This window comes from Ochrobactrum sp. AP1BH01-1 (assembly GCF_018066705.1).
Lineage (GTDB): Bacteria > Pseudomonadota > Alphaproteobacteria > Rhizobiales > Rhizobiaceae > Brucella.
This window is the reverse complement of the sequence record NZ_JAGPOU010000004.1, coordinates 200,132-225,249: the sequence shown is the minus strand read 5'-3', so window position 1 is coordinate 225,249 and position 25,118 is coordinate 200,132. Positions and strand designations below refer to the sequence as shown.

The window sequence follows — 25,118 nt, the reverse complement described above, 5'->3', positions numbered from 1 at the left end:
CATCCGATGGAGATCAGGACGAAAATGCGTAAACTCGCAATCAAATTTGCTGCAGCAGGCATTCTTGCTGTGCTGGCGGCCCCCGCTCTTGCCGAAAATATCGAAGTCCATATGCTCAACAAGGGTGCTGAGGGCGCCATGGTTTTCGAACCCGCCTATATAAAGGCCAATCCCGGCGACACGATCACCTTCGTGCCGGTCGACAAGGGACACAATGTCGAATCCATCAAGGACATGATCCCTGAAGGCGCGGAGAAGTTCAAAAGCAAGATCAACGAGAATTATGTGCTGACGGTTACCGAACCCGGCGCCTATCTGGTAAAGTGCACCCCGCATTATGCCATGGGCATGATCGCGCTGATCGCCGTCGGCGACAGTCCGGCCAATCTCGACCGGATCGTTTCGGCCAAGAAGCCGAAGGTCGTTCAGGAGCGGCTGGAAAAGGTCATCGCCAGCGCTCAGTAATATGGCAAGTAGTATCGAAACTCGATGAGCCGGACTTGACCGGCTTCATGGCGAGGACATCATGACCAGACAGCCAGGCCTGCAGGCAGTACCTGCTGCGATGCCATCCGATCAAAAAGGTATGCCGCGCGGACTGAAGATGACCGGTCCCGTCCTCCTCAGCTATGGCTTCCGCCCATTCTTTCTGGGCGGAGCCATATGGGCCGTTCTGGCCATGCTTTTGTGGATATTGTCGCTGACGCTCGGGATGCCGCTCGGCGGTTCCTATGGCGGGCTGAACTGGCACGCCCATGAAATGGTGTTCGGTTTCTCTTCCGCCGTTCTCGCAGGCTTTCTGCTGACAGCCATTCCGAACTGGACGGGTGGCCTGCCCGTATCGGGAACGCCGCTCGCTATAATTGTCGGCGTGTGGCTTGCGGGGCGGCTGGTGTTTCTGGAGCCTGACCTTATCGATGTGCGGTTTGCCGTTGCGGTCGAAAGCCTGTTCCTGCCTTCGCTGCTTTTCATCTGCGGGCGGGAAATCATCGCCGGACGCCAATGGAAAAACCTGAAGGTGCTGATTGGCGTCGCGACGGTGATGGTCGCCAACCTGGTCTTTCATTATCTGATCCTGACCGATGGCGATGTAGCCTTGGCCAACCGCATCGGGGTCAGCGCCTATGTCCTGCTGGTGATGGTGATCGGCGGGCGCATCGTACCGAGCTTTACCCGCAACTGGCTGAACAAGATGGGGAAGGCGCGTTTTCCGGTGCCGTTCAACCGTTATGACGGGTTCAGCATTATTGTCGGCGCGGTGGCCTGCATCGGCTGGATCGCCGCTCCCGACCAGACGATCACCGCAGTTCTGGCGTGGATTGCGGCGCTGTTTCATATCGTGCGGCTTTATCGCTGGCGGGGATGGTCGGTTGCGCGGGAAAAGCTGCTGCTCGTGCTTCACGTCGCCTATGCCTTCATCCCGCTCGGTTTCATCGCCATCGGTCTCTCAGCCATCAATCGCCTCAACCCTTATTCGGCCTTGCATGTGGTGACTGTGGGCGCGATGGGCTGCATGATGCTCGCCGTCATGACGCGGGCGACACGCGGCCACACCGGGCGCGAACTGACAGCCTCGCCCATCACGCAGGTCGCTTATCTCTGCCTTGTCGCTGCTGCCCTGATCCGCCCGCTGGCGGAAATCATGCCGAATTTCTTTCACACCATCCTCGCCGCATCGGCCTTGCTCTGGATGGGCGCTTTCGGGCTTTACGTTCTGGAATATGGTCCGATGCTGCTGCGGGAACGCCGCCAGCGCATGGCGGGCGCGTAATCCACCCATCGCAAGGATCATTCCAATGGCAGTCCGTGGTCATCCATGGGCTGCCTTTTGCGTTTTGCGGGTGAGTCGCGACGCTGATTCTGCGATTTCGCCCGTCTGGCGAGGCTAAAACAGGCGTGTGGAAAGAAAAATCACACTCAAGATCACATTTAAATCGTTATAATGTTATGACCATATTGTTATGCTTTTGAAACGGTGTTACCGGAATTGGTGTCCGGGGCCGACCCTCACAGGACCGCGCAATCCCGGGCAGCATGAGCGCATTGCATCCAGTCGCCGTTACACAATGCGCCCTGGCTTTGTTGTTTATACGCCTGCCGGAGTCGGAACCCGGGTTTCGTTTGCCGGAAATGCCTGAGACTTTGCATTTGGCAAGGAGGTTGCCGCCGATGAATTTCGCCCCGCCCGTATCAGATATGCTGCAACTCGCCAACTGCATTCGCGCTCTTTCGATTGATGCCGTCGATGCCGCCAATTCCGGCCATCCGGGAATGCCGCTCGGCATGGCAGATGCCGCCGCCGTTCTGTTCTCGAAGCATCTGAAATTCGACGCCTCGGCACCCAAATGGGCGGATCGTGACCGTTTCGTGCTTTCCAACGGCCATGGTTCGATGCTGCTTTACAGCGCGCTTTATCTTGCGGGCTACAAGGACGTGTCCATCGACGAGCTGAAGAACTTCCGCCAGTGGGGTTCAAAGACCGCAGGGCATCCGGAATATGGCCACACCGAAGGCGTGGAGCTGACCACCGGGCCGCTCGGTCAGGGGCTTGCAAGCTCGGTCGGCATGGCAATCGCCGAACGCGCGCTGGCCGACCAGTTCGGCAAGGATATTGTCGATCATCGCACCTATGTTTTCTGCGGCGACGGCTGCCTTATGGAAGGCGTGGGACAGGAAGCGATTTCGCTTGCCGGCCATCTTCGCCTCGGTAAGCTGATTGTGCTCTATGACGATAACGGCATCACCATCGACGGCAGCACGGAAATCGCCTTCACCGACGATATTCCGGCCAAGTTCAAGGCTTGCGGCTGGAATGTCGAAAAAGTCGATGGTCATGATCACGACGCCATCGATGCGGCTTTGACCCGCGCAAAGGCTCAATCTCACCGCCCGACGCTGATCGCGCTCAAGACCGTCATCGGCTACGGTTCGCCGAACCGCGCCGGTACGAGTGGGGTTCATGGCGCGCCGCTCGGTGCCGCTGAAAATGCCGCCACCAAGGCAGCGCTCGGCTGGACGGCGGAAGCCTTTGAAATTCCGGCCCCGTTGCTCAATGCCTGGCGTGAAGCCGGTGCCCGCGGCGCGTCCGAACGCGAAGCCTGGCAGAAGCGCGTCGATGCGCTGCCCGTGAGTGAACGCGCCGAATTCGACCGCCGTATTGCCGGCACTCTGCCGGAAAGCTTCCAGAAGACCGTTGCCGACGCCAAGCAGCGCCTGCTCGACAAGCCGCAGAACGTTGCAACCCGCAAGGCAAGCCAGATCGCGCTTGAAAGCCTGACGGCGGCGCTCCCGGAAATGATCGGCGGCTCGGCTGACCTCACCCGCGTTCCGGCTGTCGACAGCGATTTCACGCCGGAAAAGAGCGGCCGCTATGTAAGCTACGGCGTGCGTGAGTTCGCTATGGGCGCGGCCATGAACGGCATTGCGGTCCATGGCGGCTTCATTCCTTACGGCGGCACCTTCATGGTGTTCTCCGATTATGCCCGCAACGCCATCCGCCTTTCGGCGCTGATGGGCGTGCGCGTTATCCATGTGCTGACGCATGACTCCATCGGTCTTGGCGAAGACGGCCCGACGCACCAGCCGGTCGAACATCTGGCCAGCCTGCGCGCCATGCCGAACCTTCATGTCTTCCGCCCGGCGGATACGATTGAAACGCTGGAATGCTGGGCTGTGGCGGTTTCCGACCCGCATACGCCTTCGGTTCTGGCCCTGTCGCGCCAGAACGTGCCGCAGTTGCGCACCGACAATGGCGAGAACCTTTCCGCACGCGGCGCCTATGTGCTGCGTGAAGCAAAGGGCGAACGCCAGATCACGCTGCTTGCCACGGGCACGGAAGTCTCGCTCGCTGTGAAGGCTGCCGAAAAGCTCGCCGAGGAAGGCATCGCAACGGCGGTTGTCTCCATGCCGAGCTGGGACCTCTTTGAAAAGCAGAGCAAGGAATACCGTAACGGCGTGCTGGGCGATGCGCCGCGCATCGCCGTGGAAGCTGCGGGCAAGTTCGGCTGGACACGCTATGTCGACAGCGAAGACGATGTGATCGGCATGGATGGCTTCGGCGCTTCGGCCCCTGCCGAAGTGCTTTATGAAAAATTCGGCATCACGGCGGAGGCGATTATCGCCCGCGCAAAATTCTTGCTGGAGCAGGGCAAATGACGATGGCTGGCAATTTTTCTCCACTGGTTCTGGTGGGCGATAGCGATCGCGTGGAAGCCGAAGCGGTCGGAGCCTATCTCGACAACTGGGCTGGCAAGGATGGTTTGCGCCTTGCGACCGCCGATGCGATCAAGGCCATTCTGGCTGGCGCGACGCGGCTTGCCGGTCGTATCGCACGCGGCTCGCTTCCCGGCGATCCGGGCAAGCTCGTTGGCGTCAACAGCGATCAGGACCAGCAGAAGTGCATCGATGTCGGTTCGCACAACCTGTTTGTCGAACTGCTGATTGCCGCAGGCGCTGCCTCCATTCTTTCGGAAGAAGCAGACCTGCCGGTGGCAGGCAAGGCCGATGGATTGATCGCCGTCGCCATCGATCCGCTTGATGGCTCTGGCAATGTGGGTCTCGGTGCACCGCTTGGCACGATCTTCTCGATCCTTCCCGCCGATGTGGAAGAGCCGTTTTTGCAGCCCGGCAACCGCCAGATTGCAGCCGGTTATGTTTCCTACGGCAATTCGGTCGATCTTGGCTTTTCGGTCGGCGAGGGCGTGATCTTCGCGACCTTCGACCCGGCGAGCGGTGTTTTCCATATCACGCGCCGCAAGGTGACGCTGCCGGAACGCACGTCTGATCTGGCGTTCAACGCATCCGTGTATCGTCATCTGTCCCCCGGCATGAAGGCCTATGTGGACGATGCCTATAACGGCAAGGACGGTCCGCGCGGGCGCAATTTCAACATGCGCTGGCTTGGTGCCGCGGTGGGCGACATGCACCGCATCATGCAGCGCGGCGGTCTGTTCTTCTATGTGAATGACAGCCGCCCCGGCTACGAGAAGGGCCGCCTGCGGCTCGTCTACGAAGCCAATCCGATTGCCTTTCTCGCCCGCGAGGCAGGCGGGAAGGCAACCAATGGTGCAATGCCGATCCTCGATATCGTGCCGCAAACCTATCATGAGCGCAGCGCGCTGGTGTTCGGTGTGGCCGAAGAGGTGGATATCCTCGGCGAATATTTCGCGAAATAGTCTGATAGTGGGAATTCAAGGGAGTCTGGAAAATGGCGCGCATTACGCTGCGGCAATTGCTCGATCACGCCGCTGAAAAGGGTTACGGCGTACCGGCATTCAACATCAACAACATGGAACAGGCGCTGGCCATCATGGAAGCGGCGGATGCCGTCGATGCGCCGGTGATCCTGCAGGCTTCGCGCGGCGCGCGTGCCTATGCCAACGATATCATGCTCCGTCACATGATGGACGCGGTGACGGAAATCTATCCGCATATCCCGGTCTGCGTGCATCTCGACCACGGCAATGAAGCCGCCACCTGCATGACCGCCATTCAGGCAGGCTTCACCTCCGTCATGATGGACGGTTCGCTGAAGGCGGACGGCAAGACGCCTGCCGACTGGGACTATAACGTCTCGGTCACGCGTCAGGTCAGCGAGATGTCGCATCTGGGCGGCATTTCGGTGGAAGGCGAACTTGGCGTGCTGGGCTCGCTCGAAACCGGCATGGGCGATGCCGAAGACGGCCACGGTGCGGAAGGCGTGCTGTCGCACGACCAGCTTCTGACCGATCCGGACGAAGCCGTGAAGTTCGTGCGCGAAACCAAGGTCGATGCGCTGGCGATTGCCATGGGCACCTCGCATGGCGCCTACAAGTTCAGCCGCAAGCCGGACGGTTCCGTCCTCGCCATGCATGTGATCGAGGAAATTCATCGCAAGCTGCCGAACACGCATCTTGTCATGCACGGCTCGTCGTCGGTGCCGGAAGAATTGCAGGAAATCATCAACAAGTATGGCGGCCAGATGAAGCCGACGTGGGGCGTTCCGGTCGAGGAAATCCAGCGCGGCATCAAGCATGGCGTGCGCAAGATCAACATCGACACGGATAACCGCATGGCGCTGACCGGCCAGATCCGCCGCGTCCTGCAGGAAGACCCGAGCGAGTTCGACCCGCGCAAATACCTGAAGCCAGCAATGGCTGCCATGACCAAGCTCTGCAAGGAGCGTTTCGAGCAGTTCGGCACTGCCGGTCATGCCGCCTCGATCCGCCCGATCCCGCTTTCGGACATGGCAAAGCGCTATCGCGATGGTTCGCTGGACCCGAAGTTCAGCTAAATCTTTGCTGAAATGACAAAAGAAAAGCGGAGGGGAAACCCTCCGTTTTTTTGCTTTTGAGGAGCGTTGATAATAGTTGATAATGGCCTTATCCTGCGATCCCGCAACCAATGGAGGCCAACCATGATTAGCGCAGACCTTGGCAAGCAGCTTGAAAGCTACATTCAAAACCTTGTCGATACGGGGCGATACGGCTCGAAAAGCGAGGTTTTGCGAGAAGGCGTGCGTCTGGTTCAGGAGCGGGAGACCCGGCTTGCTGCGCTCGACGCCTCGATCATGCGCGGGATTGCCGACGCTGATGCGAACCGCACATCCGGCTCGGAGGAGGTTTTCGGGGCCTTGCGTAAACGCTATCAGGCAATGCTGCCGGACACGACCGAATGAAGGTCCATTTCACGGACGAAGCGACGGATGACCTCCTGCGGATAGGCGACTATATCGCGAGGGACAATCCGCTCAGAGCTTTATCCTTTATTGATGAAATAGAACGGGAATGCCTGGCGCTTGCTGCCTCTCCAAAGGCTTTTCCCATAGTGCCCCGATATGAAAAGCAGGGCATTCGCCGAAAGGTTCACGGCAATTATCTGATCTTTTACCGTGTGGATGCCGACCAGTTGGTTGTCGTCCATGTCCTGCACGGCGCAAGGGATTATGCCGCCATAATTCCTGAAAATTGAGGCGTTCCGTTCACACCGGCCCGAAAATCATTTTCGGGCCGGTGTGACAAATCCGGACAATCAGGCCTTGTTGTATTTCGCGTCAACTTCGTTGATCGCGTTGACATTGCCAGCCGAACGGCCGTTTTCGTCAAAGGTCTGCGCGAGGAAGGCATCGGCAATGGTCTTGGCCACTTCCGAACCGATGACGCGGGCGCCCATGGTGATGATCTGGGCGTTGTTGGAAAGCGCTGCGCGTTCTGCCGAATAGGTGTCGTGCGTCAGCGCGGCGCGGATGCCCGGAACTTTGTTGGCGGCAATGCACACGCCGATGCCGGTGCCGCAAACGAGGATGGCGCGGTCATAGGTGCCGTCGAGAACAGCGGAAGCCACGCGGTCGGAAAGGTTGGCGTAGAACGCATCCGCGCCAGCATCGGTGCGCGAGATTTCCGAAACCTCGAAACGGTCCTTGAGATGATCGGCGAGAACCTTGGCCAGACCTTCGCCGGCGCTGTCGCCTGCTACTGCTACTTTCATGGGATTGCTCCTTTAATTGGATTGAATCTTTCTGGCGCACTTGTCCAGAATGTCGAGATAGCCTTCCACGTTCCACGCCGAGCGGCCGATGAACAGGCCGTCGATATGCGGGCAGGCAATGAGTTCTTCGCAATTGCCGGGATTGACCGAGCCGCCATAGAGGCAAGGCACGCGGCGTCCGAGAACGCTTTCGGCAACAGCAATGATTTCGGCCTGCCGCGCGTCGGCATAATCGGCGGAAGCGGGGATGCCGTTCTCGCCGATGGCCCACACGGGCTCATAGGCGAACAGGATTTCAGCCTTTTTCTGGTCGTCGGAAAGCTTGGCAAGCGCACCGCGCACTTCTTCTTCCAGCACTTCAGCCGCGCGTCCGCTTTCGCGGTCTTCCAGCGTTTCGCCGATGCAGATGAGCGGGATCAGGCCGTGGCGCACGGCGGCTTCCACTTTCAGGCCAACCGTCTCGTTGGTCTCGCCGAAATGCTCGCGGCGTTCCGAATGGCCGAGTTCAACAATGTCGAGATTGCAATCTTTCAGCATCAGCGGCGAAACTTCGCCCGTCCATGCGCCCTGGTCGGCCCAGTGCATGTTCTGCGCGCCCACCTTGACGGAGGTGCCGGACAGGATTTCCTTCACTTCGCGAACGGCGGTGAACGGTGGAATGACGAAGCGCTGGATATCGGCGGAACGTCCGCCGTCGGCAGCTTTCAGCGCTTCCGCAAAGACACGGGCTTCGGCCAGCGTCTTGTTCATTTTCCAACTCGTTCCAACCCAGAATCTGCTCATGCGTAACTGTTCCTAGTCTGCTGCTATTGTCAGTCTGATCCCGGCCTGCTCTAGCTCGTCCAGTATGGCCGCGCCGGGTGATGAATCGGTGATGATCGCGTCGAAATCCGACAGGTTTGCCATGACGTGGAGGGCAGGGCGTCCGAACCGCTGGTGATTGACGAGAAGGCAGGTGCGGGCGGCAGATGCGGTCATGGCGCGCTTGGTGCGCACCACGTTTTCATCCATGTGATAGACAAGCTGCCCGTTGACGGCGGGCGACGAAATGAAGGCGATATCGGCGCTCAAATGCGACAGCGCTTCTTCCGTCAGGATACCGAAAAACGCGTTGAACTTGGCTGAATAGGTCCCGCCGAGCGCGATCAGATTGATCCCGTTCTCGCCCTTCAACTCATCGACGATGACGGCATTGTTTGTGATAACGGTCAATGGGCGCTTTTCCAGCAGCATGCCGCCGAGAACCGCCGCCATGGAACCGTCATTGACCATAACGGTCATGCCGGGTTCGACAAGCTCGAGCGCGGCGCGGGCCATTTTCTGTTTTGCTTCGCCGTCCTGCCGCTCGCGGAAACGGAAATCGCTTTCGAATTGGGTGCCGGTATCGATGGTCGCGCCGCCGCGCACCTTGCGTAGTACGCCGGAATGCTCCAGCGAATCCAGATCGCGGTGGATCGTCATTCTGGAAACCGCAAACCGATCCGCCAGATCGTCCAGGTCGACGGCCTGATTTTCGATCAGAAGGTTTATGATCGCCTGTCTTCTGTCGTCGCGCTTCACGCTTTATCCGATCTGTTGGCGGAACATTTATTGCATGAAGTTAGATCACAAAATCACAAAAAAATCCACGAGAAAATGTGATTTTGTTATTTTCCATTCGGTTGCCGGACAAGGGCCTTTGCCGTGCGCTCATCTGTAATGAGACCGTAGAGCCGCCCGCTTTTCAGCACGGCGCGAATGGCTTCCGCCTTGGAGATGCCGCCCGCAAGCCCGATGATTCGGCTCATATCGGCGTTTTCCACCGAGGCGGCGATGGTGCGGGCGGTGAGCGCGGTTTCGAGACGCTGGCCGTTTGCGTCGAAGAAATGCCCGAGCATTTCACCGACGCCGCCGAGGTTGGCAATCTCCTCGACTTCACTCAATTCTATCATGCCGGATGTGACGAGCTGGGCTTGCGCATCAACTGTGCCAATGCCGACGATCTTCAGTTCGGCGCGGCAACCCATGTCGAAAACAGTGGTGACGCCGCGCTGGGCGAGCAGCACTTCACGGTCTTCCGCCGTGTTGGCGAAAAACGGAACCGGCATCACATAAGCGGGCATGCCGGTTTTTTCCGCGATGCGGTGCATCACATCATGCGGGTTGGCGGCGAAATTGCGCGTGAGGCCACCCAGCAGCGAAACGAAACGCACATTGCTGGCCGCAACACGCGGCATGTAGCTGACGGCGGCAGACAGCGTGCGGCCATGGCCGATGCCGATGACTTCATGATCGCCATGCTCGATCTCGCGGCGCAGAAAATCCGCTCCCGCATGGCCGAGAACCATCAAGGGCAGGCCTTCCTCGCCAATGTCGGGCGCGACCTCGCAATAGTCGAGGCCGTACATATCGGCGAGACGGTTTTCGAGGTCGATGCATTCGGTAATGTCGCCGTCGATACTCACCTTCACCGCGCCGTCGGCAACAGCCTTGGCGATCAGGCGATGCGCCTTCACCGAAGGCAGGCCGAGGCGCTTGGCAACGGCTGACTGGGTCATGCCGCCCACGAAGTGAAGCCAGGCGGCGCGCAGCGCCAGTGAATCGTCAGCATCTGCCATCGAAAACGGTCCGGTTGGTGAAATTACCTATATTTTCAAGTCCTTGGCGCCGGTGTCAATGTGGGGAGCCCAGAAAGCCACACTTTCCGCAATCTGCGGAATGACTTCGCGGTCGTTCGGCTCACGTTCCTTGAAGGAAAGTTCGAGGCAGATTTCATTATCCACCGCGCCGCCCTCGGCGAAGGCTTTCAGGAGCGGCTCCGGCTGGATGCGGCCCTTGGCGTTGAACGCGGCGGTGAATGGGCGATGCCCGCCCTTGTCCATCAGGCTCTGCTTGATATGGATGATCGGCGAGACTTTCGGCACGGCGCGCGCCCAGGCATAAGGGTCGTAGTCGTCCGGGTTGGACGAGGTCACGTCGCCATGGTCGATGTCGGCCATCATCCACATGGGGATCGCCATGTCGGCGGCGGTGAGGCGATCCTGAAGCTTCATGCATTCGGCGATCGTCTCGCCGAACTCGCGCCCGATGCTCATCGGCTCCCAGAACACATAGTCGAGACCGGCGTCCGCCGCATGTTCAGCAACTTCAGCCCAGCAATCGATGGCGATCTTGATGAGGTCTTCGCGGCGCGCCGGGTCGTCGAAATCCTTATAGGTGAAGATCGCGAACTGCGTGCCGACCGACTTGCCGCCGAGATCGCCGATGATGTCGGCAAAGATCTTGAACCAGTCGACATAATAGCGGCGCACTTCCGCATCTGGATGGCCGAAATGGTTGAGACGGCCATACGGACCGGTCATGCCGGAGGTGACGCGAACGCCGGTGCGCTGCAAGGCCTTGTCCATGTCACGCGTCAGGCGACGGATGGTCGAGGCGTGCCAGCTCGGATTGATGAATTCATGCGTAAGCTGGAGGTCGCGCAGGCGCAGGTCGCGGGCAACCGTTTCGATCAGGTCGCCCGGTTCGGCAAAGCGATTGACCAGCGGATTGGTGTTGAGCGAAAGCGTAAGGGCCATGTCGTCCTCAAGCAACTAGATTGGCGTTGTCGAACCATTCCACGAATGCGGCGCGTTCGGCTTCGGTCAGGTGCAGATAGTGCTTGGTACGGCGATAGAGAATGTCTTCCGCCGTCTTCGCCCATTCCTTGGCCACCAGATAGCGCACTTCGGCTTCGTGGAAGTTGCCGCCGAAATGACGGCCAAGCCCTTCGAGGTTCTGTGCGCCCGCAACCACGTCCTTGGTGCGTGCACCATAGAGACGCCCGTAATGATGGACGAGCATGCGCGGCATCCACGGATAGGTGTCGCGCAGGGAATTGGCGAAGGTTTCATAATCGGCATTGGCGATTTCGCCGCCCGGAAGCGGCGCGTCATGCGTCCAGTCGCCGCCCATGTTCGGGAAAATGTGCTTGAGGCGATGCATGCCGCGCTCCGCCAGCTCGCGGAACGTGGTGATCTTGCCGCCAAAGACATTGAGCAGCGGCGCATCGTTGGTTTCATCGAGGTCGAAGACATAATCGCGGGTGACGGCGGAAGGATTGCCCTTGCCATCGTCAAACAGCGGGCGCACGCCGGAGAAGGAGTGCAGCACGTCCTCGCGGCGCAGCTTTTCCTTGAAATAGCGGTTCACGGCGGTCAGCAGATATTCGATTTCCTTCTCGTCCGCCGCAACGTCTTCGGCGCGACCTTCATAGGCAATGTCGGTGGTGCCGATCAGGGCCTTGTCGCCCTCATAAGGGTTGATGAAGATCACGCGCTTGTCGTGGTTCTGGACCAGATAGGCATTTGCGCCCGACCAGAATTTCGGAACGATGATGTGGCTGCCCTTGACCAGACGCACATTGCGCGACGAGTTCGATCCGGCGACATTGTGGATGACGTCCGTGACCCATGGCCCGGCGCAATTGACGATGCAGCGGGCGCGTAACGTCCGGATCTCGCCGGTATCGCGGTTCTTCGTTTCCACGATCCAGCCGCTTTTTTCGCGACGGGCGGAGACGACAGGCGTGCGGGTGAGGATGGTCGCGCCCTTTTCGGCAGCGCCCACCGCATTGAGTGCCACCAGGCGGGCATCGTCCACCCAGCAATCGGAATATTCAAAACCCTTGGTGTACTGGTCGAGGATCGGCGTGCCTTCCGGGTCGCGGCGCAGATCGAGCGTGCGCGTGCCGGGAAGCTTCTTGCGTCCGCCGAGATGGTCGTAGAGAAACAGGCCGAGCCGCACCAGCCAGGCCGGGCGGTCCTGTGGGCTGTGCGGCAGCACAAAGCGCATCGGCCAGATGATGTGCGGAGCGGCGTTGAGCAGCACTTCGCGCTCGATCAGCGCCTCGCGCACAAGGCGGAACTCATAATATTCCAGATAGCGCAAGCCGCCATGCACCAGCTTGCCGGAGCGCGACGACGTCCCCTGCGCCAGATCGTCCTTTTCCGCCAGCACGACCTTGAGGCCGCGGCCGGCAGCGTCGCGGGCCACGCCCGCGCCGTTGATGCCGCCGCCGATTACAAACAGGTCGCAGGTTTCCGGTTCAGCCATTTCAATGTTTCCTTATTTGCCGGAAGCGAGTTTGTCCCAGACCGGCGTGAGAGCCAGCCGCGCTTCCCGATAGGCAACGAAAAGTTCTTCATAATGCCGGGCGCGCGCCGCATCCGGGGCTTCGCTCGCGCCCAAAAGCGGCTCCACCCATTCGGCGATGCAATCGTCCATGCTCGGATAGGCGCCGATGGCGACCGCAGCCATCATGGCGGCACCAGCGGCACCCGCTTCCTCGCGGGCCGAAACACGCACCGGCGCGTTGACCGCAGCCGACAGCGTGCTGCGCAGCGCTTTCGAGCGCGCAGCGCCGCCTGTAATGCGCAGTTCGGAAGGCATTTCGCCCATGGCGGCGTAGCAGTCACGTGTCGCCATGCCGAGGCCTTCCACGACCGAGCGCACCAGTTCCGGAAAACGGTCGCGGCTGGAAAGGCCGATGAAGCCGGCCCGTGCATCGGCATTCACGAAGGGGCCGCGCTCGCCTGCTTCCGAAATATATGGATGGTAGAGGATGGCGCCCGGACGGCTGGCGTTGAACCAGTCGTCGAGGCGCGGAATGAGATCGCCAAGCGAAACCGGCTTGTCCGGCGTCGACATAAGGTCGGCTGCGACTTGCAATATCCAGTCGATATTGATCGTCGCGCCCATGTTGGTCTGCACCTGCGTGACGATGCCGGGGATCGGCAGCGCGATGACGTAGCCGGTGCCTTCCTTGTTCAGATGAATATCGGCGACCGGCTTGGCGCGCATATGCACGCCTGTCGAACCGATGGTCGAGCACCCGGCGCCTGCCGTGCCGCCGCGCACGCCAGCCCCGAGCGCTGTCATCGCCATGTCCACATAGGCAAGGCTCACCGGCGTTCCCGCCCGCAGACCCGTCGCAGCTGCCGCTTCGGGGGATAGCGGATGCTGGACCTCGGTGCCGTCGATGATCTCCGGCAGCAGCTTGCGCCGCTTCTGCAAGCCAAGCGCTTCGATCACCACATCGTCATATTGCCGATTGCGGAAATTGCCGAAGGTGAAGCTTGCTTCCGAGGGATCGGTGGCGCGAACGCCGGTGAGATTGAGATAGAGCCAGTCCTTGCAGTGAAGGGCCGCTTCGGCATTGTCGAGAAGCTCCGGCGCGGTGGCGTCCATATGCGCCATCTGCGAGCCCTGCTGGCAGGTATTAAGCCCGGTGCCGGTCGCTTCAAAGCGCGCGCGGTTCATCGGGCCTGCGGCAAGCTGCGTGACGGTCGAGGCGGCACGGGCATCGAGCCACAGCCATGCGTCGCCTACAGGCTGGTTGTCGCGGCCGACAAGCCAGGTTCCATCGCCCTGTCCGGTGACGGCAATCGCCGCCGTGCGTTCGGCAAGGCCCGGCACCTTGGCGCCAAGATCGCGCAGGGCGCGCGCGCAGTCCTGCCACGTTTGGGAAAGCGATTGAGTAACGGCGCCGTGATCGCCGGTATCGTATTTGTTGCGAACCGCAGCAGACTCAATCTGGCGTCCACGGAGATCGAAAGCGACCGCCTTGAGCACGGATGTGCCTGCGTCGATCCCGATGATGATGTCACCTGTCTCACGCATGGCGGGTATGTGCCTTTATTGACATTTGGATTCCTCCCGCGACTGAAAATGCATCGCTCGCGGCCCCGTTTATAATGAAATCGGGCAATGGCGTATGCTGGAGATAACATAACACTATCATGTTGTCTGTAAAATTTTCGAGAGCGCGCATTTTTTTTCACCAAAGAGTGAATGTGGGGAAAGTCGCTACGCCTTCAGATGCGGTATTTGCCATGTTTTTCGCGGTTGGATCGTCCTCTTGCGTCGTGCAAATTCTATACATCTTATTGAAAATAAAACAGAAAAATGTTTACTTCAGTTAGGGTGGGCTGGGGCTCTCCTGGAAAAGATAGTGCTGTGAATGCTGCCAGCGATAACGAATTATGTAGTGGATTTCCCTGGATCGTGAACGTGATTCAGCGTGAAATTGTGCTAATTGGCGGGTGTTTCGAAAACATCGGATTGACAGCTTTCGAGCTTTATAACATCATTATTGGAGTTAATAACACGCCGCTATCATAAGTTCCGATCGCGGCGCATCTGTTCCAGGATGCACGGAGGAGCGGCCCTGGATTCACGTGGAGGATATCATGCTCTCGTCCGTCGCATCTTGCACCGCTCCGGCGGAGGCTTTCGTCTACCCGGCGAGCGCGGAAACGATGGTCAAGGATAGTCTCCGGGCGGTCTGATTTCAGCCGCATCTTCTGTTTCAATAACGACAATCCGGCAGAATTGCTGAAGGCGTTTGATAATGAGTGCACAAACCAGTCAAGTTTCACAAAAACCCGCCAAGCTGAGCCGCGCCATCGTCTGGAGCGTGATCGCTGCGGTTGTGGTTGTCGGCGCGATTGCTTTCGACACGAAGGTCGTGAAGATCGGGTCTGATTCCGATGTGCGCCAGCAGGCTTTCTCTCCCGATGCCTATGGCGCTTCCGAATTCCCCAAGGTCAAGGCCAGCGTCGAGCAGCGCGCCGTCGATGCCGTCGAAGTGGGCAATGCGCTTGTCGCTGACAAGGCTGCGGCCGGAAAGAAATATGGCGTTGGCGACGTCAATCCGGTCATCCCGGTCAAGTTCACCGGCACGGTCGAAGAGCGCAAGTCCAACTACAATGTCATCAAGGTCGATGGCTTGCCGGAAGGTGTGGCGATCCGCGTTCAGACCGGTCCCGCCGTCAACGGTACGGACCTGCGCGACGCGACCGGCGAAATCCAGTTCGGACAGTTCAAGAACCAGATCGAATATCAGAATGCCGGTTCGGCCCTGAACAATGAGATGAAGAAGCAGGTGCTTGCGGGCGTCGACGTGGAAAATCTCGTCGGCAAGACCGTAACGGTTGTCGGCGTGTTCAAGGTCGTCAATCCGAAAAACTGGCTCGTCACGCCGGTGGGGCTCGAAGTGAAATGAGCACCGCTCCGAAAATCGAAGGCAAAAACGGCGATGTCGTTCTTGCCGCGCACAACGTCGCCAAATCCTACGGGCGCATTCATGCCCTGAAGGGCGTGAATTTTGAAATCCGCCGTGGTCAGGTCACGACGCTTTTCGGCGAAAACGGCGCAGGCAAATCGACGCTGATGAAAGTGCTTTCGGGCGTCATCCAGCCGACTTCCGGCACGATCATCCTTGATGGCGAACCGGTAACGTTCAACTCGTCCACCGAAGCGCGTGACCATGGCATCTCGATCATCCATCAGGAGCTGAGCCTCGCGCCCAACATGAATGTGCGCGACAACATCTTCATGGGGCGAGAAATCCGCACCGCCACCGGCGTCGATTTTGCCGAGGAAGAACGGCTGACGCGCGAGCTTCTGAAGGAGCTGGAAGAGGACATCGACCCGCTGACGCCGGTTGAGGAACTTCGCCTCGGCCAGCAGCAGGTGGTTGAAATCGCCCGCGCGCTTTCGGTCAATTCGCGCATCCTCATCATGGACGAACCGACTTCGGCGCTCAGCGCCTCGGAAGTGGAAGTTCTGTTCAAGGTCATTCGCGACCTGACGGCGCGCGGCGTCGCCATCGTCTATATCTCGCACCATCTGGAAGAAGCGCTGCAGATCACCAACCATGCGGTGGTGCTGCGCGACGGAACCATGACGGCCTACGCGCCGCGTGAGGAAATCGATCTGGAATGGATCGTGCGCAACATGGTCGGCGAGAATTTCGATCTCGGCTCGCCGCCGACCGGATATGACTGGGGCGATGTGGCGCTCTCCGTCGAAAACCTGACCGTTCCCGATCCGGGCGGCGCGGGCTTCTCGGTGGTCGACCGCATGTCGCTCGATGTGCGCGCCGGTGAAATCGTTTGCATCTATGGCCTCATGGGTGCCGGTCGCACGGAACTGCTGGAAACTATCGCCGGTCGTCTCAGGGCAAGCGGCGGACGTGTGCTTCTGAAAGGGCGGGATGTTTCCGGCCTCACCATCGCGCAACGCATCGAAAAGGGGCTTGTGCTGGTGCCGGAAGACCGCCAGCGCGACGGTCTCGTGCAGACGATGACGGTCGGCAAGAACCTGTCGCTCGCCAGCATCGCCGAAATGACCAAGGGTCTTTTCACATCGCGCAAACGCGAAAAGCAGATCGTCGATCAGTCGATCAGGAATGTGCACATCAAGACGGATGGCGGCGAAGCGGCCATCGGTTCGCTTTCGGGCGGCAACCAGCAGAAGGTCGTGATCGGCAAGATGCTGGCGACCGAGCCGGAAGTCATCCTGCTTGATGAGCCGAGCCGCGGCATCGACATCGGCGCGAAGGCGGAAGTGTTCAAGCTTCTGGCCGAAAAGGCGAAGCAGGGACTGGCTGTGGTCTACACGACTTCGGAAGTCGGCGAATGCCTCAGCATCGCGCACCGTATCATCGTCATGCACCGTGGGCGCATCTCCGCCGAATTCGGATCGGACGTGTCCAAGGAAAAGATCATGGCCGCCTCGGGCGAAGCCATGGTCGGTCACTAAAATAGTCATGGAGCACTGATAGAATGTCAGTCACAAGCACCAACAAGGAAACAGCGGCTCCGAACGGCGCGAAGCGGAAACCCGGCCTCGTGCATCTGCTGCTCGAAGGTCGTGCATTTTTTGCACTGATCGCGATCATCGCAGTTTTCTCGTTCCTTTCGCCTTATTACTTTACGGTCGACAATTTCCTCATCATGTCGTCGCACGTGGCCATTTTCGGCCTGCTTGCCATCGGCATGCTGCTGGTCATTCTCAATGGCGGCATCGACCTTTCGGTCGGCTCCACATTGGGCCTTGCCGGTGTGGTCGCCGGTTTCCTGATGCAGGGCGTGACGCTGCAGGAATTCGGTATCATCCTCTATTTCCCGGTATGGGCGGTTGTGCTGATCACCTGTGCGCTTGGCGCATTCGTCGGCGCGGTCAATGGCGTGCTGATTGCCTATCTGCGCGTTCCGGCCTTCGTCGCGACGCTCGGCGTGCTCTACTGCGCCCGCGGCGTGGCGCTGCTGATGACCAACGGTCTGACCTACAACAATCTCGGCGGACGCCCGGAGCTTGGCAATACAGGCTTTGACTGGCTCGGTTTCAACAAGCTGTTCGGCGTGCCGATCGGCGTTCTGGTTCTGGCGGTTCTGGCCATCATCTGCGCAATCGTTCTCAACCGCACCGCATTCGGCCGCTGGCTCTATGCATCGGGCGGCAATGAACGTGCGGCTGAACTGTCCGGCGTTCCGGTCAAGCGCGTCAAGGTGTCGGTTTACGTCATTTCCGGCATCTGCGCCGCCATCGCCGGTCTGGTTCTTTCTTCGCAGCTGACGTCGGCAGGTCCGACGGCAGGCACCACCTACGAACTGACGGCAATCGCTGCCGTGGTTATCGGTGGCGCTGCGCTCACTGGGGGGCGCGGTACTATCCAGGGGACGCTTCTCGGCGCCTTCGTGATCGGTTTCCTTTCCGACGGCCTCGTGATTATCGGCGTTTCCTCCTACTGGCAGACCGTCTTTACCGGCGCGGTCATCGTGCTCGCGGTTCTGCTCAACAGCATTCAATACTCCCGGCGATGATCGGTAGCGGCTCTTTCCACCGTTCCGGACGAAGCCGCGAAAACAGCCGGGCGTATCGAAAGACTTCCAAAAGGGCACGAAATCTCGAAAACGGCCTGATGGAAATGAGTACCGCCGGGGAACCGGCATAACGCAAACGAAAATGTTAAGGGAGTGAGACCATGTTCAAGAAGGGAATGCGCGTTCTGTTCGCCGCGGCGGCAGCGTTGCCTCTCATCGCCAGCTCGGCCTGGGCCGAAGGACTGATGACGATCATCGTCAACGATCCATCCAACCCGTACTGGTTCACCGAAGGTGAAATCGCCAAGAAGACCGCTGAAGGTCTCGGCTACAAGGCTGTTGTCGGTGGCCACAAGGGCGACACCAACACCGAAAGCAACCTGATCGACACCGCCATCACCAACAAGTCGGTGGCAATCATTCTCGACCCGGCCAATGCGGACGGTTCGGTCGGCGCGGTCAAGCGTGCAATCGCCGCCAATATTCCGGTTTTCCTCGTCAACGCGGAAATCAACCAGGAAGGTCTGGCCAAGGCGCAGCTCGTTTCCAACAATGCACAGGGTGCGGCCATCGGTGCGACCCAGTGGGTCGAAAGCGTTGGCGACAAGGGCAAGTATGTCGAGCTGTTCGGTTCGCCATCGGATAACAACGCCGCAACGCGCTCGAACGGCTATGAAACCGTTCTGTCGCAGTATCCGGATCTGGTGAAGGCCGGTCAGGACGTGGCCAATTGGGACCGTACCCAGGGTCACGACAAGATGCAGGCCCTGCTTCAGGCCAACCCGGACATTATTGGCGTTATCTCCGGTAACGACGAAATGGCTCTGGGCGCGATTGCCGCTCTGAAGAAGGCTGGCAAGCTGGACCAGGTGAAGGTCGGTGGTTTCGACGGTTCGCCGGATGCGGTTGCAGCCATCAAGGCCGGTGAACTGCAGTACACCGTTCTGCAGCCGGTTGCCGTGTTCTCGGAAGCTGCCGTCAAGCAGGCCGACAACTTCATCAAGACCGGCAAGACCGGCGTGGATCACGAAAAGCAGCTCTTCGACTGCATCCTGATCACCAAGGACAATGTCGACAAGTATACCTCGCCGTTCGTTCTGGAACAGTAAGGTTTGAAAAGGCGCATCCCGACAGCCGAAATGCTTTCGGGATGCGTATTCTGAAAGTCCTCTTCTCAGGAAATTCCCCGCAATCACTCGCTGGATTTCGGGGCTGAAGACGGCGCAATATAAAGCCTATCCGGCGATTCCGATGCGTTTGGAACGCGCAAGCATGGGGACAAGTGGCAGGCATGGCAGTGAGCAACAAAGCAAGCATTGACAAGCTGATGACCGATGGCCTCATGACGGGGCAGGTGCCGAATGACAGCCGGCATGCGCGTCAGCTCGTCCGACGCCAGCAGATTGCTGAAACTGTAATGGCTGAAGGCTCGATGCGTATCGAGGACCTTACCGAGCGGTTCGGCATCAGCCTGATGACGGCGCATCGCGACGTCGATGAACTGGTAAGCCGCGGCCTGTTTCGCAAGTCGCGCGGCATCGTGTCGGCGGCGCCCACGAGCCTCATCGAGGCAAGCGATCTTTATCGCGTCACCCGCCAGTCGGAAGAAAAGAAGCTGATCGCCGAAGCTGCGATGCAGTTCGTCGAACCCGGCCAGGCGATTTTCTTCGATGATTCCACCACCGTCCTGCAAATGGTGCCGCATCTGCCGGAAAAGGGGCCGCTTACCGTCATCACCAATTCGCTCATCCTGATGAACGAAGTGCGCGACATGAAGGACGTGACGCTGCTTGGGCTGGGCGGCCAGCTTTATAACTGGTGCAACGCATTTGTGGGCGGCATGACGATCCATGAAATTCGCCGTCTTCGCGCCGATGTGGCTTTCATATCGATTGCCGCGATCACCGACGATCTTCTGTTCCATCAATCCCCGGAAATGGTGGAGACCAAGCGCGCCATGCTGGATTGCGCCGCCAAGCGCATCCTGCTGGCCGACCATACAAAGTTCGAGCGGCGCGCCCTCCATAATTTCGGTGCGCTGACCGATTTCGATGTCGTCATCGTCGATGAAGATACGCCTTTTGCGCATATCGAGCGGATGGAAGCGCAAGGCATCAATGTGGTGGTTGCGCGCGCCCGGACGGGTGGCACGCAGGAATAGCCTCAGCATATTTATCAGGAATACGATACATGCCTTCTCTGCTCGGAATCGATAGCGGCCTCACCGTCACCAAAGCCGTATTGTTCGACGTTGACGGAACCACCCTTGCCGTTGCGCGCCGCCGTGTGGCGCAATCATTCCCGCGCCCGCGCCATGTCGAACGCGACATGGATGAATTCTGGAGCGCGACCGCCGATGCGATTGCTGAAGCCATCGCCAAAAGCAGACGGCCAGCTTCCGACATTCTGGCAATCGCCACGACTGCGCATGGCGACGGCATCTATATGCTGGATAAGGACCGCCGACCGCTCGGCGCGGGCATCCTCTCGCTCGACAGCCGCGCCGTGGATGTGGCGGAGCGCTGGGTGAACAGCCCTGTCGCGGACCGCGCCATTGCCATAACCGGCCAGTTGCCCCATGCGTCGGCACCATCGGCCATTCTGGCGTGGGTGAAGGAAAACGAGCCGGAACGTTATCACCGTATCGCCCATGTGATCGCCTGCAAGGACTGGCTGCGCTTCTGTCTCACGGGTGACGTGGGTACGGATCGCACCGAAGCCTCCACTTCGTTTACCGATGTGAACACGCAGGAATATTCGAAGGAAGCGCTCGCCTTGTTCGGGCTCGACGCGCTTTGGGATGCGCTGCCGCCCATGTCGCGCTCTGATGAGATCGTGGGCAATGTTTCCGCCGAATGCGCGAAGCGCACCGGTCTCGTCGCCGGTACGCCGGTTGTCGGCGGCCTGCACGACGTGACGGCCTCCGCGCTCGGCGTGGGCGGGCTTGGCATCGGGACCGTTGCCGTGGTTGCCGGGACCTATTCCATCAACGAAACGCTGTCGTCCGAACCCCGCGTCGATAAAAGCTGGTTCTGCCGCAACGGCATTGCGCCCGGCGAATGGAACAATATGTCGATCTCGCCCGCATCGACCGCCAATTACGACTGGTTTCTCGACAAGCTTTGCCCGGCGGAACGCCGCGAGGCGGAGGAAACAGGGCGTTCGATCCACGACATGCTGCGTCCGGAAATTGATGCCGCATTGGCCAAGCCTTCGACAACGATGTTCCACCCTTATCTTTTCGGCTCGCCCTATGGGGCGATGGCGAGCGGTGCGTTTTTCGGTCTGCGCGGCTGGCAGGATCGAGGCGACATGCTGCGTGCCGTGTGGGAAGGCATTGCCTTCAACCACCGCATCCATGTCGATCACCTGAAGGATGGTTTCGCAATTTCAGCCGCGCGACTTACCGGCGGCGTGTCGCGCAGCCCGGCTTTTGCACAGATGTTCGCCAATGTGCTCGGCATGCCCGTTACCGTAACGGATACGGACGAGGCTGCGGCGTGGGGCGCGGCGCTTTGCGCTGGCAAAGGCGCTGGCGTTTTTGCCGATGTCTACAGCGACCCGCGCGATCTCGATGCCATCGGGCGGACCTATCAGCCGGATGCGGAGCGGAGCGCGCTCTATCAAAAGCGCTATCAGCTGTTCAAGGAAATCGCGTCGGCACTCGGGCCGATCTGGCCGAAGATCGAAGCCCTCACGGATTGAAATGAAGGGCGTGTCCCGCGCCTCAGAGAGAATTGAAATGAACGATTTCGTAAGTCATGCCGACATGAAGAACCGCATCGGGCAGCTTGAAGCCGGGGGCGTGGATGTGCTCATCCTCGGCGCGGGCGTCAATGGCGCGGGGCTTTATCGCGATCTTTGCGAACAGGGCGTGAATTGTCTCATCGTGGACAAGGCGGATTTCGGTTCCGGCACGAGCGCCGCCCCGTCGCGGCTTATCCATGGCGGATTGAAATATCTGGAAACCGGCGAGTTCGGCCTTGTGGCGCAGTCCACGCTGGAGCGCAATCTCCTGCTGAAGAACGCGCCGCACAATGTCGAGCCGCTGCCAACCTTTATTCCCGTCTTTTCGTGGACCAAGGGTATCACGGCGGCGCTGCGCACCCTGTTCGGCTCGACGACCGCGCCGCGCAGCCGTGGCGCCGTGCTTATCAAGATCGGCCTGGCGCTCTACGACTATTTTGGCGCGCGCGAACGCGTCATGCCGCGCCACCGTTTTCTGCTGAAGGAAACGGCGACGAAGGAAATGCCCTATATCACGCCTGCAATCGTGGCGGGCGGCATCTATCACGACGCGAAGGTCAGCCAGCCGGAACGTCTGGTCTATGAACTCGTCAGCGACGGCCTGCGCGCCAATCCGAAAAGCGCCGCCGCCAATTTCACGGCGCTCGTTTCCGCCGAAAATGGCACGGTCGGTTTCGAGGGGCCGGACGGGGCGAAGTTCGCCGTCAGGCCGAAGCTCGTCATCAATGCAGCCGGTCCGTGGATCGACCGGGTCAATGCCGCGCTTGGCAAACCGACCAAGATGATCGGCGGCACCAAGGGCTCGCATATTCTTGTCGATCATCCCGAACTGGTGAAGAGCCTGAACGGGCGGATGATCTATTTCGAGGCAGATGACGGGCGCATCTGTCTCGTCTACGACTATCACGGTCTGGCGCTGGTGGGGTCCACCGACATTCCGTCAGACGATCCCGACAATGTGCGCTGCGACGATCACGAGACCGATTATTTCATCGACAGCCTGCGCTCGCTGTTGCCGAAGCTCAAATTCGACCGCAGCCAGATCGTCTATACCTATAGCGGCATCCGCCCGCTTCCCGCTTCCAACGCTTCTGAACCGGGTCTCATCAGCCGCGATCACTCCGCGCCCGTCATCGAGCCGGATAGTGAACGTCCATTCGCGATCATTGCGCTGGTTGGCGGCAAGTGGACCACATTCCGCGGCTTCGCCGAGGAAGTGGCCGACAAGGTTCTGACCCGGTTCGGCAAGACGCGGCAAGTGTCCACGCGCAACCTCGCCATTGGCGGCGGCAGGAACTATCCTGCCGATGATCGCGCCCGCAAGGCCTGGGTGACGAAATATGCCACCGAAACACGGCTGCCTGCCGCACGGGTCGAAACCCTGTTGAAGCGTTATGGCACCACGGCCCTGCCCATCCTCCGGGAAGAAGCCGAGGCTCCGGTCTCGATGCTGCCTGAAACCGATACCGTCAGCGCGACGGAAATCGCATGGATCGCGCGCAACGAGTTTGTCGTGCATCTGGCGGACGTCGTTTTGCGGCGCACCACGCTTGCAATCGACGGCGCGCTGACGACCGGCAATCTTGCCGCAATCGCCAATATTCTTGCGCGTGAGCTTGGATGGGATGATGCGCGCAAGGCGCAGGAAATCGAGGCGGTCAACGTCGAGCTTGAAAAACGGCATAACGTGATTTTGCAGGGACAGCCCGCCAAAAGGCGCTGATCTCCCCGCCAACTTGATCTATGGTGCACCTCTCATATTCGAAAGGAAATGCGCCATGGATATCAAGCGAAACGGAACCGATCCTTCCGGCAAAGGTCCAGCCGACTGGTTTACGGGCAATGTCCGTATCGATCCGCTGTTCTCTCCAAACAATGCCAGGCGTGCCGCGGCTGCGACCGTGACCTTCGAGCCGGGTGCGCGCACGGCCTGGCACACGCATCCGCTTGGCCAGACGCTGATCGTGACTGCCGGGCTTGGCCTCGTGCAGCGCGAGGGCGGGCCGATCGAGGAAATCCGGCCCGGCGACGTCGTGTGGTTCGAGCCGGGCGAGAAACACTGGCACGGCGCATCGGCCAGCAACGCCATGACCCACATCGCCATTCAGGAACAGCTCGACGGCAAGGTTGTGGACTGGATGGAGCATGTCAGCGACGCGCAATATGGTGCGGGCAAGTAAATCTTGTCCCGGTTTTGCGCAGCTTTCTAAAACCAACCCGGCCAGTTGAGGGCCAAAGGCTGCGCAAAACGCAAAGATGATTGCGCATATTGCGAAGAGGCGTTTCCTGTTTTCCCTATCATGTTGTTTCCAATAAAAACAAAGGGGAGAAGAGAATGAAACACCTATTTCTTTTGCTTGCTGCAAGCGTCGCTAGTCTTGCCAGTGTGCAGGCGCACGCCGCCGAAAGCGAAACCTGCAAGGCGCCCAAATTCTCCGATGTCGGCTGGACCGACATTACCGCAACAACGGCGCTCGCTTCGCTGTTGCTGGAAAAGGCCGGTTATCAGCCGCAAACGACCATTCTTTCGGTGCCCGTCACCTTCCAGTCCCTGGAAAACGGACAGATCGACATTTTCCTCGGCAACTGGATGCCGCTTCAGGAGGAAGCCCGCAAACCCTATCTGGACAAGAAGGTGATCGAGCAGGCCGGCATAAATCTTGAAGGCGCCAAGATCGGTCTTGCGGCGACGGGCAAGGACCTCGGCATCAAGACCTATGCAGACATAGCGAAATTCAAGGACCAGCTTGGCGGCAAGATCTACGGCATCGAGGCCGGCAGCAGCGCCAATGCCACGATCCAGTCGATGATCGAGAAGGACAAGTTCGGTCTCAAGGATTTCCAGCTTGCAGAGTCGAGCGAGCAGGCCATGCTTTCACAGGTCCAGAACGCTGTGCGCAAGGAAGAGCCCGTCGTGTTCTTTGCCTGGACGCCGCATCCGATGAACATTCGCTACAAGCTGACCTATCTGCAAAATGGCGAGAACCTGTTCGGCCCGGAAGATGGGGCTGCGACTGTCGAAACATTGACCCGCAAGGGTTATGCTGCGGATTGTCCCAATGTCTCGCGCTTCCTGTCGAACCTGAAGTTCAACACGGAAATGGAAAGCACGATGATGAATATGATCCTGAATGACGGCATGGAAGCCAAGGACGCCGTTACGAAGTGGATCAAGGAGAACCCGGCGCAGCTCGACGCATGGCTCGACGGTGTGACCACCGTCGACGGCAAACCGGCACTTGCAGAAGTGAAGTCCGGTCTGGGCCTCTAAATAAGGCG

23 protein-coding genes and 1 pseudogene are annotated in these 25,118 nt (G+C 59.6%); 16 read left to right on the top strand and 8 right to left on the bottom strand.

Annotated features, from left to right (window positions below; translation table 11 throughout):
* The first annotated feature begins 24 nt into the window (after window positions 1-24).
* The 7 genes from J9800_RS15980 to J9800_RS15950 all read left to right on the top strand — a co-directional run bounded on the left by J9800_RS15980 (window position 25) and on the right by J9800_RS15950 (window position 6,948).
* Window positions 25-465 (top strand): pseudoazurin, encoded by a 441-nt coding sequence (locus tag J9800_RS15980; RefSeq protein ID WP_112586333.1) that lies wholly within the window; start codon window positions 25-27, stop codon window positions 463-465.
* A gap of 61 nt (window positions 466-526) precedes the next feature.
* On the top strand, window positions 527-1,771 hold the full coding sequence (locus J9800_RS15975; RefSeq protein WP_114215998.1) for an NnrS family protein: 1,245 nt from the start codon (window positions 527-529) through the stop codon (window positions 1,769-1,771).
* Window positions 1,772-2,169: 398 nt separating this feature from the next.
* Window positions 2,170-4,155, top strand: a complete 1,986-nt coding sequence (tkt, locus tag J9800_RS15970) for a transketolase (protein ID WP_210845877.1) — start codon at window positions 2,170-2,172, stop codon at window positions 4,153-4,155.
* A complete protein-coding gene (locus tag J9800_RS15965) occupies window positions 4,152-5,174 on the top strand; it encodes a class 1 fructose-bisphosphatase (RefSeq protein WP_114215996.1) in 1,023 nt (340 codons plus the stop codon). The genes tkt and J9800_RS15965 overlap by 4 nt, the downstream gene beginning before the upstream one ends.
* Window positions 5,175-5,206: 32 nt before the next feature.
* Window positions 5,207-6,271, top strand: a complete 1,065-nt coding sequence (gene fba, locus J9800_RS15960; protein ID WP_006472452.1) for a class II fructose-bisphosphate aldolase — start codon at window positions 5,207-5,209, stop codon at window positions 6,269-6,271.
* 123 nt (window positions 6,272-6,394) lie between these two features.
* A complete protein-coding gene (locus J9800_RS15955; protein ID WP_112586324.1) occupies window positions 6,395-6,655 on the top strand; it encodes a type II toxin-antitoxin system ParD family antitoxin in 261 nt (86 codons plus the stop codon).
* Window positions 6,652-6,948: a type II toxin-antitoxin system RelE/ParE family toxin gene (locus J9800_RS15950; RefSeq protein ID WP_114215995.1), complete on the top strand. Its 297-nt coding sequence runs from the start codon at window positions 6,652-6,654 to the stop codon at window positions 6,946-6,948. The genes J9800_RS15955 and J9800_RS15950 overlap by 4 nt, the downstream gene beginning before the upstream one ends.
* A gap of 60 nt (window positions 6,949-7,008) precedes the next feature.
* Here J9800_RS15950 and derI read toward each other — a convergent pair whose 3' ends face one another.
* From derI to J9800_RS22125, 8 genes and pseudogenes are all read right to left on the bottom strand, one after another.
* Complete coding sequence (gene derI / locus J9800_RS15945) at window positions 7,009-7,464, bottom strand: D-erythrulose-4-phosphate isomerase (RefSeq protein ID WP_114215994.1); 456 nt, start codon at window positions 7,462-7,464, stop codon at window positions 7,009-7,011.
* 12 nt (window positions 7,465-7,476) lie between these two features.
* Window positions 7,477-8,247 (bottom strand): triose-phosphate isomerase, encoded by a 771-nt coding sequence (locus J9800_RS15940; protein WP_114215993.1) that lies wholly within the window; start codon window positions 8,245-8,247, stop codon window positions 7,477-7,479.
* Window positions 8,248-8,259: 12 nt separating this feature from the next.
* Window positions 8,260-9,024, bottom strand: a complete 765-nt coding sequence (locus tag J9800_RS15935) for a DeoR/GlpR family DNA-binding transcription regulator (RefSeq protein ID WP_112586316.1) — start codon at window positions 9,022-9,024, stop codon at window positions 8,260-8,262.
* A gap of 86 nt (window positions 9,025-9,110) precedes the next feature.
* Window positions 9,111-10,061, bottom strand: a complete 951-nt coding sequence (locus J9800_RS15930) for a sugar-binding transcriptional regulator (RefSeq protein WP_112586314.1) — start codon at window positions 10,059-10,061, stop codon at window positions 9,111-9,113.
* Window positions 10,062-10,088: 27 nt separating this feature from the next.
* On the bottom strand, window positions 10,089-11,021 hold the full coding sequence (locus J9800_RS15925; protein ID WP_114215992.1) for a sugar phosphate isomerase/epimerase family protein: 933 nt from the start codon (window positions 11,019-11,021) through the stop codon (window positions 10,089-10,091).
* 7 nt (window positions 11,022-11,028) lie between these two features.
* Window positions 11,029-12,537: a glycerol-3-phosphate dehydrogenase gene (locus J9800_RS15920; RefSeq protein ID WP_114215991.1), complete on the bottom strand. Its 1,509-nt coding sequence runs from the start codon at window positions 12,535-12,537 to the stop codon at window positions 11,029-11,031.
* A 12-nt stretch (window positions 12,538-12,549) separates the two neighbouring features.
* On the bottom strand, window positions 12,550-14,103 hold the full coding sequence (locus tag J9800_RS15915; protein ID WP_114215990.1) for an FGGY-family carbohydrate kinase: 1,554 nt from the start codon (window positions 14,101-14,103) through the stop codon (window positions 12,550-12,552).
* A 645-nt stretch (window positions 14,104-14,748) separates the two neighbouring features.
* Window positions 14,749-14,854, bottom strand: a pseudogene (locus tag J9800_RS22125) (ATP-binding protein); the annotation flags it as partial.
* Here J9800_RS22125 and J9800_RS15910 point away from each other — a divergent pair.
* The 9 genes from J9800_RS15910 to choX all read left to right on the top strand — a co-directional run bounded on the left by J9800_RS15910 (window position 14,834) and on the right by choX (window position 25,110).
* A complete protein-coding gene (locus J9800_RS15910; protein WP_114215989.1) occupies window positions 14,834-15,487 on the top strand; it encodes a DUF2291 domain-containing protein in 654 nt (217 codons plus the stop codon). The pseudogene J9800_RS22125 and the gene J9800_RS15910 sit on opposite strands and share 21 nt — an antisense overlap.
* On the top strand, window positions 15,484-17,028 hold the full coding sequence (locus J9800_RS15905) for a sugar ABC transporter ATP-binding protein (RefSeq protein WP_114215988.1): 1,545 nt from the start codon (window positions 15,484-15,486) through the stop codon (window positions 17,026-17,028). The genes J9800_RS15910 and J9800_RS15905 overlap by 4 nt, the downstream gene beginning before the upstream one ends.
* Window positions 17,029-17,051: 23 nt before the next feature.
* Window positions 17,052-18,092: an ABC transporter permease gene (locus J9800_RS15900; protein ID WP_114215987.1), complete on the top strand. Its 1,041-nt coding sequence runs from the start codon at window positions 17,052-17,054 to the stop codon at window positions 18,090-18,092.
* 161 nt (window positions 18,093-18,253) lie between these two features.
* Window positions 18,254-19,201: a D-ribose ABC transporter substrate-binding protein gene (locus J9800_RS15895; protein WP_114215986.1), complete on the top strand. Its 948-nt coding sequence runs from the start codon at window positions 18,254-18,256 to the stop codon at window positions 19,199-19,201.
* A 182-nt stretch (window positions 19,202-19,383) separates the two neighbouring features.
* The gene (locus J9800_RS15890; protein WP_114215985.1) at window positions 19,384-20,253 is read left to right on the top strand and encodes a DeoR/GlpR family DNA-binding transcription regulator; all 870 of its coding nucleotides are present in this window, start codon (window positions 19,384-19,386) and stop codon (window positions 20,251-20,253) included.
* 29 nt (window positions 20,254-20,282) lie between these two features.
* Complete coding sequence (locus tag J9800_RS15885; protein WP_114215984.1) at window positions 20,283-21,797, top strand: FGGY-family carbohydrate kinase; 1,515 nt, start codon at window positions 20,283-20,285, stop codon at window positions 21,795-21,797.
* A gap of 37 nt (window positions 21,798-21,834) precedes the next feature.
* Complete coding sequence (locus J9800_RS15880; protein WP_114216123.1) at window positions 21,835-23,562, top strand: glycerol-3-phosphate dehydrogenase/oxidase; 1,728 nt, start codon at window positions 21,835-21,837, stop codon at window positions 23,560-23,562.
* Between the two features lie 55 nt (window positions 23,563-23,617).
* The gene (locus J9800_RS15875; protein ID WP_114215983.1) at window positions 23,618-24,019 is read left to right on the top strand and encodes a (R)-mandelonitrile lyase; all 402 of its coding nucleotides are present in this window, start codon (window positions 23,618-23,620) and stop codon (window positions 24,017-24,019) included.
* A gap of 155 nt (window positions 24,020-24,174) precedes the next feature.
* Complete coding sequence (gene choX / locus J9800_RS15870) at window positions 24,175-25,110, top strand: choline ABC transporter substrate-binding protein (protein WP_114215982.1); 936 nt, start codon at window positions 24,175-24,177, stop codon at window positions 25,108-25,110.
* Window positions 25,111-25,118: the final 8 nt, after the last annotated feature.

What these genes read in the sequence shown, in the direction of transcription:
- J9800_RS15980 (WP_112586333.1), top strand. Translation starts at nt 25, where the DNA reads ATGCGTAAACTCGCAATCAAATTTGCTGCAGCAGGCATTCTTGCTGTG.
- J9800_RS15975 (WP_114215998.1), top strand. Translation starts at nt 527, where the DNA reads ATGACCAGACAGCCAGGCCTGCAGGCAGTACCTGCTGCGATGCCATCC.
- tkt (WP_210845877.1), top strand. Translation starts at nt 2,170, where the DNA reads ATGAATTTCGCCCCGCCCGTATCAGATATGCTGCAACTCGCCAACTGC.
- J9800_RS15965 (WP_114215996.1), top strand. Translation starts at nt 4,152, where the DNA reads ATGACGATGGCTGGCAATTTTTCTCCACTGGTTCTGGTGGGCGATAGC.
- fba (WP_006472452.1), top strand. Translation starts at nt 5,207, where the DNA reads ATGGCGCGCATTACGCTGCGGCAATTGCTCGATCACGCCGCTGAAAAG.
- J9800_RS15955 (WP_112586324.1), top strand. Translation starts at nt 6,395, where the DNA reads ATGATTAGCGCAGACCTTGGCAAGCAGCTTGAAAGCTACATTCAAAAC.
- J9800_RS15950 (WP_114215995.1), top strand. Translation starts at nt 6,652, where the DNA reads ATGAAGGTCCATTTCACGGACGAAGCGACGGATGACCTCCTGCGGATA.
- derI (WP_114215994.1), bottom strand. Translation starts at nt 7,464, where the DNA reads ATGAAAGTAGCAGTAGCAGGCGACAGCGCCGGCGAAGGTCTGGCCAAG.
- J9800_RS15940 (WP_114215993.1), bottom strand. Translation starts at nt 8,247, where the DNA reads ATGAGCAGATTCTGGGTTGGAACGAGTTGGAAAATGAACAAGACGCTG.
- J9800_RS15930 (WP_112586314.1), bottom strand. Translation starts at nt 10,061, where the DNA reads ATGGCAGATGCTGACGATTCACTGGCGCTGCGCGCCGCCTGGCTTCAC.
- J9800_RS15925 (WP_114215992.1), bottom strand. Translation starts at nt 11,021, where the DNA reads ATGGCCCTTACGCTTTCGCTCAACACCAATCCGCTGGTCAATCGCTTT.
- J9800_RS15920 (WP_114215991.1), bottom strand. Translation starts at nt 12,537, where the DNA reads ATGGCTGAACCGGAAACCTGCGACCTGTTTGTAATCGGCGGCGGCATC.
- J9800_RS15915 (WP_114215990.1), bottom strand. Translation starts at nt 14,103, where the DNA reads ATGCGTGAGACAGGTGACATCATCATCGGGATCGACGCAGGCACATCC.
- J9800_RS15910 (WP_114215989.1), top strand. Translation starts at nt 14,834, where the DNA reads ATGAGTGCACAAACCAGTCAAGTTTCACAAAAACCCGCCAAGCTGAGC.
- J9800_RS15905 (WP_114215988.1), top strand. Translation starts at nt 15,484, where the DNA reads ATGAGCACCGCTCCGAAAATCGAAGGCAAAAACGGCGATGTCGTTCTT.
- J9800_RS15900 (WP_114215987.1), top strand. Translation starts at nt 17,052, where the DNA reads ATGTCAGTCACAAGCACCAACAAGGAAACAGCGGCTCCGAACGGCGCG.
- J9800_RS15895 (WP_114215986.1), top strand. Translation starts at nt 18,254, where the DNA reads ATGTTCAAGAAGGGAATGCGCGTTCTGTTCGCCGCGGCGGCAGCGTTG.
- J9800_RS15890 (WP_114215985.1), top strand. Translation starts at nt 19,384, where the DNA reads ATGGCAGTGAGCAACAAAGCAAGCATTGACAAGCTGATGACCGATGGC.
- J9800_RS15885 (WP_114215984.1), top strand. Translation starts at nt 20,283, where the DNA reads ATGCCTTCTCTGCTCGGAATCGATAGCGGCCTCACCGTCACCAAAGCC.
- J9800_RS15880 (WP_114216123.1), top strand. Translation starts at nt 21,835, where the DNA reads ATGAACGATTTCGTAAGTCATGCCGACATGAAGAACCGCATCGGGCAG.
- J9800_RS15875 (WP_114215983.1), top strand. Translation starts at nt 23,618, where the DNA reads ATGGATATCAAGCGAAACGGAACCGATCCTTCCGGCAAAGGTCCAGCC.
- choX (WP_114215982.1), top strand. Translation starts at nt 24,175, where the DNA reads ATGAAACACCTATTTCTTTTGCTTGCTGCAAGCGTCGCTAGTCTTGCC.